This is a genomic window from Micromonospora sp. NPDC051300, assembly GCF_044455315.1.
Taxonomy (GTDB): domain Bacteria; phylum Actinomycetota; class Actinomycetes; order Mycobacteriales; family Micromonosporaceae; genus Micromonospora; species Micromonospora robiginosa.
In genome coordinates, this window is the sequence record NZ_JBITEP010000008.1 from 113,477 (window position 1) to 130,280 (window position 16,804).

Genomic DNA, 16,804 nt, shown 5'->3' on the forward strand with positions numbered 1-16,804 from the left:
ACGACACGCGGTTCGTCCACAGACACGCAGCGTATCGGTCCAGGCGGGCGCCGATCGGCGGCGATCGCGGTTCGACCCGGCCCCCGGATGTCCCAACCACCGGCTACCTTGCGGGCATGGACCTGGCATACCTGCGGGCACACCCGGAGCACCTGCCGACCTTCCTGACCCACCAGCGGATCCGGGAGACGCCGGTCTCCGGTGGTGACATCTGCGTCGCGTCCCGGCTCACCCTGGACGACGGGCACTCCGTCTTCACCAAGAGCTGGCCGGCGCGAGCGGCGCGGCCGGCGCCCGACGGCTTCTTCGCCACCGAGGCGGCCGGCCTGCGGTGGCTGCGCGAGGCCGACGCGGTGCCGGTGCCCGAGGTGCTCGTCGCGCTGCCGGAGCTGCTGGCGCTCGACTGGGTGGAGCCGGGCGAGCCGGGGCCGGAGGCGGCCGAGGCGTTCGGCCGCGGGCTGGCCGGGCTGCACCGGGCGGGAGCGCCCGCGTTCGGCGCCGAGTGGACCGGATTCGTCGGCGCGCTCCCGCAGGACAACACGCCCGACCCGGGGCCGTGGTCGGACTGGTTCGCCCGGCGGCGGCTGCTGCCGCACCTGCGGGCGTCGGTCGATCGCGGCGCGCTGACCGGGGCGACGGCGGCGCTCGTCGAGCAGGTGGTCGACCGGGCCGGCGAGTTCGGCGGCGACGAGGGGCCGCCGTCCCGGGTCCACGGCGACCTCTGGCCCGGCAACCTGCTCTGGGGCGCCGACGGCCGGGTGTGGCTGGTCGACCCGGCGGCGCACGGCGGCCACCGCGAGACCGACCTGGCCCAGCTCGCCCTCTTCGGCGGCCCGCCGCACCTGGACCGGATCCTCGCCGCCTACCAGGAGGCGTGGCCGTTGGCCGACGGCTGGCGCGAGCGGATGCCGCTGCACCAACTGCACCTGCTGCTGGTGCACACCGCGCTCTTCGGCGAGGCGTACGCGGAGGCGGTGTCCTCCGCCGCACGGGCCGCGCTCCGGGCCCCCGGACGCGCTACGGTCGAGCAATGACCGCCTCCCGGACGACGGCCGACGGGCCTCTCGCGGACCGCTACGGTCGCGTCGCCCGGGACCTGCGGGTCTCGCTGACCGACAAGTGCAACCTGCGCTGCACCTACTGCATGCCGGCGGAGGGCCTGCCCTGGCTGGCCGGGCCGCAACTGCTCACCGACGACGAGATCGTCCGCCTGGTCGGCGTCGCGGTGCGCCGGCTCGGCATCACCGAGGTGCGGTTCACCGGCGGCGAGCCGCTGATCCGGCCCGGCCTGCCCGGCATCGTGGCGGCCGTCGCCGCGCTGACGCCCCGGCCGCGCATCTCGCTGACCACGAACGGCATCGGCCTGGCCCGTCTCGCGCCCGCGCTGCGCGCGGCCGGGCTGGACCGGGTGAACGTCTCGCTGGACACGCTCGACCGGGAGCGGTTCGCCGCCCTGACCCGGCGGGACCGGCACGACGACGTGCTCGCCGGGTTGGCCGGCGCGGCGTCCGCCGGGCTCACCCCGGTGAAGATCAACACGGTGCTGATGCGCGGCGTCAACGACGACGAGGCGCCGGAGCTGCTCCGGTTCGCCCTGGCCCACGGCTACGAGCTGCGGTTCATCGAGCAGATGCCGCTGGACGCCCAGCACGGCTGGGACCGGTCGACAATGGTCACCGCCGACGAGATCCTGGCCGCCCTGCGCGCCGAGTTCGCCCTGCGGGCGGACCCGTCCGAGCGCGGCGCCGCGCCGGCCGAGACCTGGCTGGTCGACGACGGGCCGGCCCGGGTCGGGGTGATCGGCAGTGTGACGCGGCCGTTCTGCGGCGACTGCGACCGCACCCGGCTCACCGCCGACGGCCAGGTGCGCAACTGCCTCTTCGCCACCGACGAGTCCGACCTGCGGGCCGCGCTGCGGGGCGGCGCCGACGACGAGGAGCTGGCCCGCCGCTGGCGTGCCGCGATGTGGGGCAAGCGCGCCGGGCACGGCATCGACGACCCGACCTTCCTGCAGCCCGTCCGGCCGATGTCGGCGATCGGAGGATGACCGTGGAGCTGACCGTCCGCTACTTCGCCGGGGCCCGGGCCGCCGCCGGTCGCGCCGAGGAGACCGCATCCGCCGGCCGGTCGCTCGACGAACTCCTGGACGACCTCGCCGCCCGGCACGGGGAGCGACTGGCAGTCGTGCTCAAGGCGGCGAGTTTCCTGGTCGACGGCGTGGCCTGTCATGATCGTCGGACACCGTTGCCGGCCGGGGTGACGGTGGACGTGCTGCCACCCTTCGCGGGCGGCTGAGGGAGGCCGACGTGCTGGCGATGGCGACATTCGTGGGTTTCGTCGTGCTCGTCATCGGCCTGATCCACTTCTACCTGTGGAAGCGGATGGTCCGCGACACCACCCGCCCGGGGCGGTGGCGGCGAGCCGGTGCGGTGGTGGCGATCCTGCTGGCGCTGCTCGTGCCGGCGACCATGGCCGGCACGCAGAACGGCTTCTACTGGCTGGCCTGGCCGGGCTACCTCTGGCTCGCCCTGATGTTCTACCTGCTGGTGCTGCTGCTGGTGCTGGAGGTGCCGCTCGCGGTGGTCCGGCTGGCGCTGCGCCGGCGGGCCCGCTCGGCCCCCACCACCGGGCCGGAACCCGAACCGGCGCTGGTCGGCGCCGGCAACTCCGCCGGCACCGGGTCCCCGCCGACGGACGCCACCGACCCGTCGCCGGCCGGCGAGGCGGACGACAACCGACCGGTCGGCGACGCCCCCGCGGAGCGTGACGCCGCCACCACGCCGCCGGACGGGCCGGCGGACCACGACCCGTCGCGCCGACTGCTGCTGGCGCGCGGCGCGGCGATCTTCGCCGGGCTCACCGCCGCCGGTGTGACCGGCTACGGCGTGCGCACCGCGATGGGGCCGCCCCGACTGGACCGGGTCGGCATCCCACTGGCCAAGCTGCCCCGCAGCATGGACGGGCTGCGGATCGCGACCGTCTCCGACATCCACCTCGGCCCGCTGCGCGGCCGGGCGCACACCGAGCGCATCGTCGCGATGATCAATCGGCTGGACGCCGACCTGGTGGCGGTCGTCGGTGACCTGGTCGACGGCTCGGTGGCCGAGCTGGGCGCGGCGGCGGAGCCGCTGCGCGACCTGCGCAGCCGCTACGGCAGCTTCTTCGTCACCGGCAACCACGAGTACTACTCCGGCGTGGAGGAGTGGGTCCGCGAGGTGGACCGGCTCGGCCTGCGGGTGCTGCAGAACGAACGGCAGGAGATCCGGGCCCGGGGCGGGGTGCTGGACCTGGCCGGCGTCAACGACGTGACCGCCGACGGCACCGGGCTGGCCGGACCCGCCGACTACGCCGCCGCGCTCGCCGACCGCGACCCGAGCCGCCCGGTGGTGCTGCTGGCCCACCAGCCGGTGGCCGCCCACGAGGCGGCGAAGTTCGGCGTCGACCTCCAGCTCTCCGGGCACACCCACGGCGGCCAGATGGTGCCGTTCAACCTGGCGGTGAAGCTCCAGCAGCCGGTGGTCTCCGGTCTGGGCGAGGTGGACGGCACCAAGGTCTACGTCACCAACGGCGCCGGCTTCTGGGGGCCGCCGGTGCGGGTCGGCGCTCCGCCGCAGGTGACGTTGGTCGAGCTGCGGAGCCCGTGACCCCATAGCCTGCCGGCGCCGCCGCGTCCAGCACCGCATTGCTCAGGTCACGCGTACGCGTGGCGGCGGGCGGGTAGGCAACCGGACGTGACAGGATGCGGCGTGCCTCCGTTCAGTGCCGCACCCCCCGGTGGCTCCCCGCCCTACGTCGCGGATCTGCACATCCACTCGAAATACTCGCGGGCGTGCAGCCGGGACCTGACCCTGCCGAACCTCGGCTGGTGGGCCCGGCGCAAGGGCATCGGGGTGCTCGGCACCGGCGACTTCACCCACCCCGCCTGGTACGACCACCTGCGCGAGACGCTGCACCCGGCCGAGCCCGGTCTCTACCGGTTGTCGCCGGAGGCGGAGCGGGACATCGCCCGGCGGCTCCCGCCCCGGCTGGCCAGCGAGGCGGAGTCGGACCCGGTCCGGTTCATGCTCAGCGTGGAGATCTCCACCATCTACAAGCGGGACGACCGGACCCGCAAGGTGCACCACCTGATCTATTTGCCGGACCTCGACGCGGTGGGCCGGTTCAACGCCGCGCTGGGCCGGATCGGCAACCTCGGCTCGGACGGCCGGCCGATCCTCGGACTGGACTCCCGCGACCTGCTGGAGATCACGTTGCAGGCCAGCGAGGACGGCTATCTGGTGCCGGCGCACATCTGGACGCCCTGGTTCTCCGCGCTCGGCTCGAAGTCCGGCTTCGACGCGATCGCCGACTGCTACGCCGACCTGGCCGAGCACATCTTCGCGGTGGAGACCGGGCTCTCCTCCGACCCGGAGATGAACTGGCGGGTCGGCAGCCTGGACCGCTACCGGTTGGTGTCGAACTCGGACGCCCACTCGCCGCCCGCGCTGGCCCGGGAGGCGACAGTGCTGACCGCGCCGCGCGACTACTTCTCCATCCGCGAGGCGTTGCGCACCGGGGACGGGCTGGCCGGCACCGTCGAGTTCTTCCCGGAGGAGGGCAAGTACCACGCCGACGGGCACCGGCTCTGCGGGGTGAACTGGTCGCCGGAGCGGACCCGCGAGGCGGGTGGGCGCTGCCCGGAGTGCGGGAAGCCGCTGACCGTCGGCGTGCTCAGTCGGGTCGAGGCGCTTGCCGACCGGCCGGCGGGGCATCGGCCGGCGCACGCCCGCGAGGTGGCCCACCTGGTGCCGCTGGCCGAGATCCTGGGTGAGCTGAACCGGGTGGGCGCGCGGTCGAAGAAGGTCGCGGGCAAGCTCAACGAGCTGGTCGCGGCGCTCGGCCCGGAGTTGGAGATCCTGACCCGTACGCCGGTGGAGGAGATCGGCCGCGTCGGCGGGGAGCTGCTCGCGGAGGGCATCGGCCGGCTGCGCCGCGGCGAGGTGCGCCGGGTGCCGGGCTACGACGGCGAGTACGGGGTGATCACGCTGTTCGATCCGGCGGAACTGGGCGCCTCGGGTGGCGGTGGACAGGACGCGCTCTTCGACGTACCCGTGCCCGCGCAGCGGCGGCCGGCGGAGCCCGCGCCGAAGCCGAGGGCCAAGCGCCCGGCGGAGGCGCGACCGGAGTCGAAGCGCAAGCCGGCCGCGCCCCCGCTCGCGCCGCCGCCGTCGCCGCACGAGCCGTTCGAGCCGATGCTGGCCGGCATGGAGGAGGTCGGCACCGGGCTGCTGGACCGGCTGGACGCGATGCAGCGGGTGGCCGCGTCGGCGCCGGGTGGTCCGCTGCTCATCGTGGCCGGCCCGGGCACCGGCAAGACCCGGACGCTGACGCACCGGATCGCCTACCTGTGCGCGGAGCTGAACGTCTTCCCGGACCAGTGCCTGGCGATCACGTTCACCCGGCGGGCGGCCGAGGAGCTGCGGCACCGCCTGGACGGGCTGCTCGGCCCGGTGGCCGAGGACGTCACGGTGGGCACGTTCCACGCGCTGGGCCTGACCGTGCTGCGGGAGAACGCGGCGGCCGCCGGGCTGCCGGCGGACTTCCGGATCGCCGACGACGCCGACCGGGCGGCGGCCCGCGCGGAGGCCGGCGACGACGACGAGCGGTACGTCGCGCTGCTGCGCAAGCGGGACCTGGTCGACCTGGACGAGTTGCTCACCCTGCCGGTGGCGTTGCTGAAGGGCGACCGCAAGCTGGTCCGGGACTACCGGGAACGGTGGAAGTGGATCTTCGTCGACGAGTACCAGGACGTCGACGCGGTCCAGTACGAGCTGCTGCGACTGCTCAGCCCGCCCACCGGCAACCTGTGCGCGATCGGCGACCCGGACCAGGCGATCTACTCGTTCCGGGGCGCCGACGTCGGCTACTTCCTGCGATTCTCGCAGGATTTCACCGATGCCCGGCTGGTCCGGCTGAACCGCAACTACCGCTCCTCCGCGCCGATCCTGGCCGCCGCCGTGCAGGCCATCGCGCCGTCGTCGCTGGTCCGGGGTCGCCGCCTCGACCCGGCCCGGCTCGACCCGGAGGCCCCGCTGGTCGGCCGGTACGCGGCGACCACGGTCTCCGACGAGGCCGACTTCGTGGCGCGTACGGTCGACGAGCTGGTCGGCGGCCTGTCCCACCGGTCGCTCGACTCGGGCCGGATCGACGGGCGGGCGACCTCGCTGTCCTTCTCCGACATCGCCGTGCTCTACCGCACCGACTCCCAGGCCGCGCCGATCGTGGACGCGCTGGCCCGGGCGAACATCCCGGTGCAGAAGCGCTCGCACGACCGGCTGCGCGACCGGCCGGGCGTCACCGCCCTCGCCCGCGAGCTGCGCCACGCCGGCCTCGACGGCTCGCTGACCGGTCGGGTGCGCGAGGCCGGCCGGATCCTGGCGGAACGCTTCGCCGTGCCGACGCTCGACGGCTCCGGCGCGGTACGCCCCGAGGACGTCCACACGGCGGCGGACCTGCTCACCCCGCTGGCCCGGCGCTGCGGCGACGACCTCGACTCCTTCCTCAACCAGCTCGCGACCGGCGCCGAGGTGGACGCGTTGGACCCGCGTGCCGAGGCGGTCACACTGCTCACCCTGCACGCGGCCAAGGGCCTGGAGTTCCCGGTGGTGTTCCTGGTCGGGGCGGAGGACGGACTGTTGCCGCTGCGCTGGCCCGGCAGCGAGCCGGACGACGACGCGGTGGCCGAGGAGCGTCGGCTCTTCTTCGTCGGGCTGACCCGGGCGCAGGACCGGCTCTACGTCAGCCACACCGCCCGGCGCAGCCGGCACGGCACGGAACGCCAGACCCGCCCGACGCCGTTCCTCGACGTGATCGACCCGGCCCTGTTCGACCGGCTCGGCGCCGCCGAGCCGCGCCGGCCGCGCGATCACCAGCTCCGCCTGATGTGAAAGGAGGGGCCCCTTATTAACGCCTACGGTAGAGAAGGGGCCCCTTCTCACCACCCGCTCAGGCGAGCACGGCGGCGAGCCAGGCGCCGGCGAGGATCGCCGGGCCGAACGGCAGCGGGCTGTCCCGGCGGATCCGGCCGGCGGCGAGCAACGCGAGCACCACCACCCCGGCGAGCACGTGCGGGAGGAGCAGCCCGAGTCGGAGCGTCGGCCAGCCGAGCCAGCCCAGCGGGAGCCCGAGGGCGGTGGCGAGCTTCACGTCGCCGAAGCCGAGCCGGGCACCCGGCAGCAGTGCGAGCAGCAGGTAGGCGCACAGGGACAGGCCGGCGCCGGTCAGCGCGGTGGCCGCGCGGCCCGCTTCGCCGGTGACCAGCGCCGTCCCGCCCAGCCCGAGTCCGCCCCCGATCGCCACCGCGCCGACCAGCGGGTCGGGCAGTCGCAGCGCGATCAGGTCGGTCACCGCGAGCGCCAGGCCGGCCGCCGAGATCAGCAGGAGCACCGGCAGCGCGGGGTCGGCGCCGTGCCCGGCGGCCAGCCCACCGAACACCACCGCCCCGGCCACGACCACGCCGACCCGGCGCGGCCGGACGACGGCCCGCGCCGACCCGCCGCGAGGCACGCCGACAACCGCCCCGCCGGCACTCCCGACGACAGGCCCGCCGGCACTCCCGGCGACAGGCCCGCCGGGAGGTACGCCGAGGACGTGGCTGGCGAGCGGCACCGCGAACCAGCCGGCCAGCGCCCCGAGCACCGTCACCCCCGCCACCGACGCCGTCGACACGGGGCGGGACGCTACCGCCCGTCCGGTGCGGGGTCCGCCCCGTCGACGGCTGCCGGCGTCCTCCGGCGCGGACGTTCGGTGCTCACCACCACCGCCACACCGGCCACGATCACCGCGCCGCCGAGCAGCACCTGCGCGGTGACCGGCTCGGCGACGAGCAGGGCGCCGAGCGCCACCGCGACCGCCGGATTGACGTACGCGTACGTGGAGACCAGGGAGATCGGGGCGTGGGCGAGCAACCAGACGTACGCGGTGAAGGCGACAAGTGAGCCGGCGGCCATCAGGTACGCCAGCGCCGCCCAGGATCGGCCGGTCACCTCGGCCGGGTCGAAGTCGCGCAGCTCACCGCGGACGGCCGCGATCACGGCGAGCGCCAGCGCGCCGGCCACCATCTCGTAGACGGTCGCCACGAACGGGTCGGCCGGCATCCGGATCCGGCCGGCCAGGTAGGAGCCGACCGACCAACTGACCGCGCCGGCGACGACGGTCAGCGCGCCGGCCAACGGCACGCCGTCCACGCCATCGCGGGGCAGCACGAGCAGGACGAGACCGACGAAGCCGAGGGCCACGCCGGCGAAGGTCCACGGGCGGGGACGGTCCCCGCCGACGGTGCGCAGCACCACGACCAGGAGCGGAACGGTGGCGACCAGCAGCGCGGCGACACCGGAGGGCACCGCGTCGCCGGGCGCACCGGACTCGGCGACCACCACCAGCCCGTTGCCCCCGGCCAGCAGCAGCACGCCGACCAGCGCGGCCGAGCCGAGGCGGCGGGGCGGCACGCGCAGCGATCCCGGTCCGCGCCGCAGCCGGAGCACCAGGGCCAGCACGACGGCGGCGGCGGCGAACCGCATCGCGGCGGAGGTGAGCGGCGGCAGTGACTCGACCGCCACGCGGATGCCCAGGTAGGTCGAGCCCCAGAACACGTAGACCAGGGCCAGGGCGGTCCAGATCACTGCGGTACGGGCCGGCGGCGCCACCGGTCCGGTGGCGTCCGTCGCAGTCGTGGGGCGTGAGCTCATCGGTGGACCACGCTACGGTGACCACGGCGTCGGCGTCGCCCCTTGGTGGCCGGCCTCTCAGCACTGGCGTACGCAGGAGGCGTTCATGTCGAACTTCGGACCACCGGGCGGCGGCGCACCCGAGCCGTGGGGCGCACGACGCCCCGACGACGGCTACGCTCCCGATCCGCACCGGGGCGGCCCGCAGTACGGCCCGCCGCAGCAGTACGGGCCGGCGCCGGAGTGGACCGGCACCCCGCCGCACCAGGGCTACCCGGCCGACCCGGGGCAACCGGCCTACGACGCCGGCCAGCCGCCGTACCCGGCCGGCCCGCCGGGCTACGACGCCGGCCAGCCGCCGTACCAGGCCGGCCCGCCGGGCTACGACACCGGGCAGCCGCCGTACCAGGCCGGCCCGGGCCCGTACGCCGGCGGGGGGCAGCCGCCGTACGCGGGCGGGCCTCCGCCGTACCTCGCCGGGCCGGCCCCCTACGACGAGCCGACGCCGCCGAAGCGGGGCCGGGGGCCGCTGCTGGTGGTGCTGATCGTGCTGGCGGTGCTGCTGCTGGGCGGCGCCGGGGCGTACTGGCTGCTCGGCCGGGACGAGGAGAGCCCGACGGCCGGGACGACGGCCGCCACCGCGCCGGCCGCGGATCCGACCGCGGCGGCACCGAGCGAGGCGGCGGACGCGACGCCCACGGCGGCGGCGCCGGCCTCGTCGACCGATCCGCGTTTCGTCAAGGCGGGGCAGTGCGTGGCCAACGAGGGCGGCGGCAGCCAGCCGAAGCTGGTGATCGCCGACTGCGCGCCGAAGACCTACGAGGTGTTGCGCCGGATCGACGGCGCGACGAGTGGCAAGAAGGACGCCGAGGCGAAGTGCGGCAAGGTGACCGGCTACACCGACTGGTACTTCTTCGACAGTGAGCTGGACACGCTCGACTTCGTGCTCTGCCTGAAGCGCCGGTGAGCCGGCGGTAGTCAAAACTAGGGCTGTCTAGCATCCACGCTAGACAGCCCTAGTTTTGTCTCGACGCCGACACGCGGTAGTCGCCTCTACGCACGTCTAGCCTGGCCGCTAGAGAAGCCGATACTGTGCGATTCGTGGATCCCGTCCGCAACCCGTACGCCCCCGGCGCCGGTCAGCGCCCGCCCGAACTCGCCGGGCGGGGGCGGGAGCTGGACGTGTTCGACGTGGTGCTGGAACGCATCGCACGCGGCCGGCCGGAACGCAGCCTGATGCTCACCGGGCTGCGCGGGGTCGGCAAGACGGTCCTGCTCAACACGCTGCGCTCGGAGGCGATCAACCACCTCTGGGGCACCGGCAAGATCGAGGCCCGGCCGGACCAGTCCCTGCGCCGGCCGGTCGCCGCCGCGCTGCACATGGCGGTCCGGGAGCTGGCCCCACGCCACCGCGCGCCGGACCGCATCGACGGCTTCCTCGGCGTGCTCAAGGCGTTCGCGCAGCGCTCCGCGCCGACCGGGCGCGGTGGCGCCGCGCCGAAACTGCGGGACCGCTGGCAGCCCGGCATCGACGTGCCGGCCACCAGCGGCCGGGCCGACTCCGGTGACATCGAGATCGACCTAATCGAGCTGCTCACCGACGCGGCGGCGGTCGCCACCGACGTGGGCACCGGCATCGCCATCTTCATCGACGAGATGCAGGACGTCGGCGCCGAGGACGTGTCGGCGCTCTGCGCCGCGTGCCACGAGCTGTCCCAACTCGGCGCGCCGCTGATCGTGGTCGGCGCCGGCCTGCCGCACCTGCCGGCGGTGCTCAGCGCCGCCAAGTCGTACTCCGAACGGCTCTACCGCTACCAGCGGATCGACCGGCTGGACCGGATCGCCGCCGACCAGGCGCTCTGCGCGCCGGCCGAGCGCGAGGAGGTCGAGTACGAGCAGAAGGCGCTCGACCTGCTCTACGAGAAGTCCGGCGGCTACCCGTACTTCGTCCAGGCGTACGGGAAGGCGACCTGGGACCACGCGCCCCGCTCGCCGATCACCGCGGCGGACGTCCGGGTCGCCGCGCCGGAGGCGGAGGCGGAGCTGGCGGTGGGCTTCTTCGGTTCCCGCTTCGAGCGGGCCACCCCGGCCGAACGCGAATACATGCGGGCCATGGCCACGTTGGCGCTGGTGGACGGCGAGGAGGGTGCACGCGACGACATGGACGCGGCGGTGCCCACCGCCGAGATCGCGCGGGCCCTCGGCCGCAAGCCGGCCAGTCTCTCCCCGGCCCGCGACGCCCTGATCAAGAAGGGCCTGATCTATTCCGGCGAGCGTGGCACCGTCGCGTTCACCGTCCCGCACTTCGGCCGCTACCTGCGCACCCAGCCGGCCTGAGCGACAACCGGCTCGACCGGGACGCCGCCGGCGGTCAGACCCGCGACCACGGCGGGGGGAAGACCACCTCGCCGGCCGGGGGCGGTGGCTCCCCGCCGGTGGACGGCGGCAGCACCAGCGCCTGCCACGGCTCCCCCAGCCCGGACCACGGGCTGGTCAGCCCCAGCCGGTCGGCCGGCCCGAAACCGAACCGCCGGTAGTACGCCGGGTCGCCGAGCACCACCACCAGCCGCTCGCCCAGCTCGGTGGCGGCGTCGAGCGCCGCCTGCACCACTGCGGCGCCGTGCCCGACGCGCTGCCGGTGCGGGGCCACCGCCACCGGTCCGAGCACCAGCGCCGGCCAGCCGCCACCGTCGGTGCGGACCCGCACCCGGGTGAGCAGCGCGAAGCCCACCACCTCGCCGCCGTACTCGGCGACCATGGCCAGCTCGGGGATCCACGCGGCGCTGTGCCGCAACTCCTCGACCAGGCCCACCTCCGGTGGGGCGGCCACGTCGGGTCGGGCGAACGCGGCGGCGAGCAGCCGGGCCACCGGTGCCTCGTCGGCCGGGTCCTCCGGGCGAAGTCGCAGCGTCGTCACCCGCGCGACCTTACCGAACACGGCCGGTCCATCCGCGACGGTCGCTGAAATCGATACCGGACGGACGTCGATACCTTTCGTGTGTTGCAGGGGTGACAGGCCCGGGGACGGGGTATGACTGGAAGCATGAAGCCCGTGCGCTCCCTCGCCCGAGTCATGTTGAGCGGCATCTTCGTGGTCAGCGGCGCCCGCAACCTGCGCAACCCGGAACGGCTGGTGCCCGCCGCGAAGCCGGTCACCGACCGGGTCACCCCGCTGATCCAGAACCTGCACCCGCGCATCCCGACCGACACCGAGACGCTGATCCGGGCCAACGCCGCGACGCAGTTGGTCGGCGGCCTGATGCTGGCCACCGGCCGGTTCAGCCGTCCGGCCGCGCTCGTGCTCGCCGGCACCCTGGTGCCGACGACCGCCGCCGGGCATCCCTTCTGGAACAACGACGACCCGGCCGCGCGCAACAACAACCAGATCCACTTCCTGAAGAACCTCGGCCTGCTCGGTGGTCTCCTCCTCGCCGCCGCCGACACCGAGGGCAAGCCGGGGCTGCGCTGGCGCGCGGGCCACCGGATCGACCACTCCCGCCGGTCGGTCAAGCGCGCGGTCCGCACCGCCCGCCGGGAGGCGAAGATCGCCGTACGCTCCGCCGCCACCGCGCGCCGCAGGCCCGGCTGACCTGCACCGAGACGGCCACCACCCCCCGCAAGGCCACCAATCACCTGAACCGTCCGAGACCCGTTAACGCGGCGGAAATGTCGCAAACACGTGTGGGATCGGACACGGTCGCGTAACGCGGGAGGCAGCATCGTGAGGCACCGTTCTAGGCTCCGTTCTGGACCTGGACGGGCACGACGACCTTGGTACGGGGGTGGCCACGCCATGCCGACGACAGTCGGTAGACGGACCAACCGCCTCACCCCGGCCCCCCGGGTCGTCCTCGGGGTCGACCAACGGCTCGCGGTACGCGTGGGCATCGTGGCCGCCGTGTCGTACGCGGCCTGGCTCGCCGTCGGCGCCTTCGGTCGGCCGTACAACTTCTTCGACATGAAGATCTACCACGGCGCGGTGCTGTGGTGGGCGAGCGGCAACGAGCTGTACGACTTCGTCGCGCCGTCGACGACCCTCGGGTTCACCTATCCACCCTTCGCCGGCCTGGTGATGCTGCCCATGTCCTGGCTGCCGGTGGACGCCGCCGGGTTCGTCAACGCGCTGGCCAGCATCGCCGCGCTCGCCGTCGTGCTGGCCGCGCTGCTGCGGCCGATCGTGGACCGGCTCGGCTGGCCGCTCTGGTTCACCGTCGGCATCGCCACCCCGCTCGCCCTGGCCATCGAGCCGTCCCGGGAGACCCTCGGCTACGGCCAGGTCAACCTGCTGCTCTTCGCGCTGATCATGGCGGACCTCGTGGGGCTGCGCTGGCGGGCCCGGCGCGGCACCCACCACGAGACCGCCGTGACGCCGCTGGCCCGCTTCGTCTACAGCGGCGCCTGGGCCGGGGTCGGCATCGGGCTCGCCACCGCCGTCAAGCTCACCCCGGCGCTGTTCGTGGGCTACCTGATGCTCACCCGGCAGTGGCGGGCCGCCTGGATCGCGGTCGCCACCGCGGTCGGCGTGACGCTCGCGACGTTCGGTGTGGTCGGCGCGGAGTCCCGCACCTACTTCACCGACGTGCTGTGGCAGACCGAGCGGGTCGGCGCCGCCGACATGACCGCCAACCAGTCCCTCGCCGGCCTGCTGGCCCGGCTGTACGACTCGATCGAGACGCCCGGACTGCTCTGGCTCGCCTTCTCGGTGCTGGTGCTGGCGCTGGGCCTGTCCCGGGCCCTCAACGCCCGCGCCGACGGCGACGAGCTGACCGCGTTCACGCTTGTCGGGCTGACCGCCAACGTGATCAGCCCGATCTCCTGGTCGCACCACCTGGTCTGGGTGATCCCGGCGATCGTGGTGCTGGCCGACGCCGCGGTACGCCGCCGCGACGCCAGTCGGGGCCTGCCGCTGCGCGGCAGCACGCTGCCCGCGACGAACGGCGTACCCCCGTTGCGCCCGCCGATCTGGTATCCCACGCTGACCGGGCTCCGGCACGCGGCCGGTGCGCTCGGGCTCTACCTGCTGTTCCTGATCTCGCCGATCTGGCCGTACGAGCACCAGCTCCCCGAGGTGTCCCACTACCAGGACGGCCTGTTCGGGGCGCTGATGGAGAACTCCCTGGCCATCGCGCTGATCGTGCTCGTCGCCGCGCTGCCGTGGCGGCCCGGCGCCGAGCCGGCCTTCTATTCCGACCGGTCGGCCCGCACCGCCCAGCTCGCCGCCCGACGCTGAGCGGCGGCCCGGCTCAGGGGCAGTTCACCCACTCCTCGGTGCCGTCGTCGAAGACCTGCCGCTTCCAGATCGGCAGCCGCGCCTTGACCTCGTCGACCAGCCGGGCGCAGGCCGCGAACGCCGCCGCCCGGTGCGCGGTGCTGACCGCCGCGACAAGCGCCACGTCCCCGATCTCCAGCGGGCCGATCCGGTGCGACACTGCCACCGCGTGGACCGCCGGGTCGGCGGCGATCTCCGCCGCCACCTCCCGCAGCACCGCCTCGGCGGTGGGGTGGCCCTCGTATTCGAGGCGGGTCACCGCCCGTCCGTGGTCGTGGTCGCGGACCACGCCCTGGAAGGACACCACCGCGCCGGCCCGGCGGTCGGCGACCGCCGCCTCGTGCGCGGCCAGGTCGAGCGGCCGGTCGGTGACCGCGCCCAGCACCACTCGCGTCTCCACGGTCATGAACGCTCTCCCGGGATCAGGGGCAGGGGCACGAACGGAACCCGGTCACCCACCGCGCCGCTGGTGCCGGGACGGATCACCGCGAAGCCGTCCGAGCCGGCCAGGCCGCGCAGCATCGCCGACCCGACGTGGCGCACCGGGTGGGCGGTGCCGGCGACCCGGTCCCACCGGGCCAGCGCGAGGTGGGTGTGGTCGCCGCGCCCGGGAACCGGCTCGGCCAGGGTGACCTGCGGCAGCACCGGCATCGGCCGGCCGGTGAGACCGGCCAGCAGGGGGACCACGAGGGAGACCAGGGCCACCACCGCGGACTGCGGGTTGCCCGGCAGGCCGGCCACGAAACGCACCCGCCCGTCACCGTCGACCAGGCGGGCGAGCAGCATCGGGAAGCCCGGGCGCACCGCCACGGTGTTGACCACGTAGTCGGCGCCCAGCGCCTCCAGCGTCGGGTGCAGGTGGTCGACCGGGCCGTGCATGGTGCCACCGGTGGTGCAGACCAGGTCGGCGTTGCCGAGCGCGCCGCGCAGCGCCGCGACATGCGCGGGCAGCGTGTCCGCGACCGGGCCGACCACGTCGCCGGCCCGCACCTGGCAGCCGTAGCGGCGCAGCCAGGCCGGCACCGACGGGCCGAGCGCGTCGCGCACCCGGCCGGCGCCCGGCGCGCCCGAGGTGAGCAGTTCGTCGCCGAAGACCAGCAGCGCGGCCCGGGGTGCCCGGCGGACCCGCAGCGTGTCGTGCCCGCACGAGGCGGCCAGGCCGATCACCGACGGATCCACGGGCGTGCCGGCGGGCAGCAACTCCTCGCCGAGGTGCGCCTCCTCGCCCGGCTCGCGCCACTCCGGCTGCGGCCGGGGCGTGCCGGCCACCCGGCCGTCCGCCGCGCGGGTCGACTCCTCGATCCGCAGGATCGCGCTCGTGCCGGCGGGCACCATCGCGCCGGTGGCGATCTCCACCGTGGTGCCGTCGTCGGCCAGCGGGGGCGCGGTGTGCCCGGCGAGCACCCGGCCGACCACCTGCCACGGCCCCGGCCCGCGCACCGCCCAGCCGTCCACGCTGGAGGTCGGGAACGCCGGCAGGGCGGTACGCGTGGTCAGCCGCTCGGCCAGGGTCTGCCCGTCGGTGTCGGCCAACGGCCGGGCGACCACGGGGAGCGCGGCGGAGAGACCGACCGCGTACACCCGGGCGCGGGCCTCTTCCCACCCGGCCGGCGGGGGCGCGCCCACCTCGGCCCCGGCGGCTTCGGTTTCCGTGCTCATCCGGCGAGCCTAACGCCGGCGCACGCGGCCCGCGGGCTCAGTGGTCGCCGCCGCGGAGCTGGTCGACCGCGTGCCGCAGGATCGGCCCCAGCACGGCCAGGCCGTCCCGGGCCCCGTCGCGCGAGCCGGGCAGGTTGACCACGAGCATCCGGCCGACCACCCCGGCCAGACCCCGCGACAGCGCGGCGGTGGGCACCGCGTCGCGGCTGTGCGCGCGGATCGCCTCGGCGATGCCGGGAATCTCGTAGTCGAGCAGCGCACCTGTCACGTCGGGGGTGCGGTCGGTCGGGGTGATGCCGGTGCCGCCGCTGGTCAACACCACGTCGACGCCCTCGTCGCGGGCGGTCCGCAGGGCCTCGCCGACCGGGTCGCCGTCGGGCACCACCACCGGCGCGTCGACCGCGCAGCCCAGCTCCCGCAGGCCGGCGACGAGCAGCGGCCCGCTGGTGTCCTCGTAGACCCCGGCGGCGGCCCGGTTGGAGGCCACGATCACCCGGGCGCGGATCACGGCCGGTCCTCCGGCCGCACCCACTCGCCGGTCTTGCCGCCGGACTTGCGCAGCACCCGCACGGCGTCCACCGAGGCGGCCGGGTCGACGGCCTTCACCATGTCGACCAGGGCGAGCCCGGCGACGGCCACCGCGGTGAGCGCCTCCATCTCCACGCCGGTGCGGTCGGCCGTCCGCGCGGTCGCGGTGATCTCCACGGTGTCGGAGGTCAGGCTCAGGTCGACGGCGACGCCGTGCAGGGCGATCGGGTGGCACAGCGGGATCAGGTCGGGGGTGCGCTTGGCCCCCATGATCCCGGCGAGCCGCCCGACCGCGAGCGCGTCGCCCTTGGGCAGGCCGTCGCGGCGCAACAGCTCCACCACCTCGACGGTGGTGCGGAGCCGGCCGGCGGCGACCGCGAGCCGGCCGGAGACCGGCTTGGCGGAGACGTCGACCATCCGGGCCGCGCCGGCCGGATCGACGTGGGTGAGCTGCGCGGGTTCGGTCACCGTCCGACCCTATCCGTCGGGTACGACGCGAGCGGCCCGCGCCGTCGATGGGGAGGGGCGTCGCGCCGGGTGCCGAAGGTCGGCACGACACCCCTCCGTCCCACCGTCGAGCCGCTGGGGAGACTCGACGGTGGGGGCCTCTCCGGCCTGGTCCGCCGCGTGCGGCGGACCCTCC

Annotated in this window: 16 protein-coding genes; 9 read left to right on the forward strand and 7 right to left on the reverse strand. The window is 75.0% G+C overall.

Going from position 1 to position 16,804, the window contains the following annotated elements; all coding sequences use genetic code 11:
• Positions 1–116 precede the first annotated feature (116 nt).
• From ACIA5A_RS11725 to ACIA5A_RS11745, 5 genes are all read left to right on the forward strand, one after another.
• Positions 117–1,034 carry a fructosamine kinase family protein gene (locus ACIA5A_RS11725; protein ID WP_396759809.1) on the forward strand — a complete coding sequence of 306 codons (918 nt, stop codon included), beginning with the start codon at positions 117–119 and terminating at the stop codon, positions 1,032–1,034.
• Positions 1,031–2,047 (forward strand): GTP 3',8-cyclase MoaA, encoded by a 1,017-nt coding sequence (gene moaA, locus ACIA5A_RS11730; protein WP_396759812.1) that lies wholly within the window; start codon positions 1,031–1,033, stop codon positions 2,045–2,047. The genes ACIA5A_RS11725 and moaA overlap by 4 nt, the downstream gene beginning before the upstream one ends.
• The gene (locus tag ACIA5A_RS11735; protein ID WP_181570944.1) at positions 2,044–2,295 is read left to right on the forward strand and encodes a MoaD/ThiS family protein; all 252 of its coding nucleotides are present in this window, start codon (positions 2,044–2,046) and stop codon (positions 2,293–2,295) included. Before moaA ends, ACIA5A_RS11735 begins: the two co-directional genes overlap by 4 nt.
• Positions 2,296–2,306: 11 nt before the next feature.
• Positions 2,307–3,644: a metallophosphoesterase gene (locus ACIA5A_RS11740; protein WP_396759815.1), complete on the forward strand. Its 1,338-nt coding sequence runs from the start codon at positions 2,307–2,309 to the stop codon at positions 3,642–3,644.
• Between the two features lie 102 nt (positions 3,645–3,746).
• Positions 3,747–6,926: a UvrD-helicase domain-containing protein gene (locus ACIA5A_RS11745; protein WP_396759818.1), complete on the forward strand. Its 3,180-nt coding sequence runs from the start codon at positions 3,747–3,749 to the stop codon at positions 6,924–6,926.
• A 58-nt stretch (positions 6,927–6,984) separates the two neighbouring features.
• Here ACIA5A_RS11745 and ACIA5A_RS11750 read toward each other — a convergent pair whose 3' ends face one another.
• Positions 6,985–7,707, reverse strand: coding sequence for a prepilin peptidase (locus ACIA5A_RS11750; RefSeq protein ID WP_396759821.1), 723 nt, complete (start codon positions 7,705–7,707; stop codon positions 6,985–6,987).
• Between the two features lie 11 nt (positions 7,708–7,718).
• Positions 7,719–8,726, reverse strand: a complete 1,008-nt coding sequence (locus ACIA5A_RS11755; protein ID WP_396759824.1) for an EamA family transporter — start codon at positions 8,724–8,726, stop codon at positions 7,719–7,721.
• An 85-nt stretch (positions 8,727–8,811) separates the two neighbouring features.
• Between ACIA5A_RS11755 and ACIA5A_RS11760 the strand changes: the two genes are divergently transcribed.
• Together ACIA5A_RS11760 and ACIA5A_RS11765 are read left to right on the forward strand one after the other, a co-directional pair.
• Positions 8,812–9,672 carry a flagellar basal body protein FliL gene (locus ACIA5A_RS11760; RefSeq protein WP_396759827.1) on the forward strand — a complete coding sequence of 287 codons (861 nt, stop codon included), beginning with the start codon at positions 8,812–8,814 and terminating at the stop codon, positions 9,670–9,672.
• A gap of 134 nt (positions 9,673–9,806) precedes the next feature.
• Complete coding sequence (locus ACIA5A_RS11765; protein WP_396759830.1) at positions 9,807–11,042, forward strand: AAA family ATPase; 1,236 nt, start codon at positions 9,807–9,809, stop codon at positions 11,040–11,042.
• Between the two features lie 34 nt (positions 11,043–11,076).
• On the opposite strand, the gene ACIA5A_RS11770 is transcribed toward ACIA5A_RS11765, so the two are convergent.
• A complete protein-coding gene (locus tag ACIA5A_RS11770) occupies positions 11,077–11,622 on the reverse strand; it encodes a GNAT family N-acetyltransferase (RefSeq protein WP_396759833.1) in 546 nt (181 codons plus the stop codon).
• Positions 11,623–11,748: 126 nt separating this feature from the next.
• On the opposite strand from ACIA5A_RS11770, the gene ACIA5A_RS11775 reads away from it, so the two are divergent.
• Together ACIA5A_RS11775 and ACIA5A_RS11780 are read left to right on the forward strand one after the other, a co-directional pair.
• Positions 11,749–12,294 carry a DoxX family protein gene (locus ACIA5A_RS11775; protein WP_396759836.1) on the forward strand — a complete coding sequence of 182 codons (546 nt, stop codon included), beginning with the start codon at positions 11,749–11,751 and terminating at the stop codon, positions 12,292–12,294.
• A 204-nt stretch (positions 12,295–12,498) separates the two neighbouring features.
• Positions 12,499–13,935: a glycosyltransferase 87 family protein gene (locus ACIA5A_RS11780; RefSeq protein ID WP_396759839.1), complete on the forward strand. Its 1,437-nt coding sequence runs from the start codon at positions 12,499–12,501 to the stop codon at positions 13,933–13,935.
• 13 nt (positions 13,936–13,948) lie between these two features.
• On the opposite strand, the gene ACIA5A_RS11785 is transcribed toward ACIA5A_RS11780, so the two are convergent.
• From ACIA5A_RS11785 to moaC, 4 genes are read right to left on the reverse strand one after another with little or no spacing between them, the layout of a single operon-like run.
• Complete coding sequence (locus tag ACIA5A_RS11785) at positions 13,949–14,380, reverse strand: molybdenum cofactor biosynthesis protein MoaE (RefSeq protein ID WP_396759842.1); 432 nt, start codon at positions 14,378–14,380, stop codon at positions 13,949–13,951.
• Positions 14,377–15,633: a molybdopterin molybdotransferase MoeA gene (locus tag ACIA5A_RS11790; RefSeq protein WP_396759845.1), complete on the reverse strand. Its 1,257-nt coding sequence runs from the start codon at positions 15,631–15,633 to the stop codon at positions 14,377–14,379. Before ACIA5A_RS11790 ends, ACIA5A_RS11785 begins: the two co-directional genes overlap by 4 nt.
• A 37-nt stretch (positions 15,634–15,670) precedes the next feature.
• A complete protein-coding gene (locus tag ACIA5A_RS11795; RefSeq protein WP_396759848.1) occupies positions 15,671–16,141 on the reverse strand; it encodes a molybdenum cofactor biosynthesis protein B in 471 nt (156 codons plus the stop codon).
• Positions 16,138–16,629, reverse strand: coding sequence for a cyclic pyranopterin monophosphate synthase MoaC (gene moaC, locus ACIA5A_RS11800; protein WP_396759851.1), 492 nt, complete (start codon positions 16,627–16,629; stop codon positions 16,138–16,140). The genes ACIA5A_RS11795 and moaC overlap by 4 nt, the downstream gene beginning before the upstream one ends.
• Positions 16,630–16,804 lie beyond the last annotated feature (175 nt).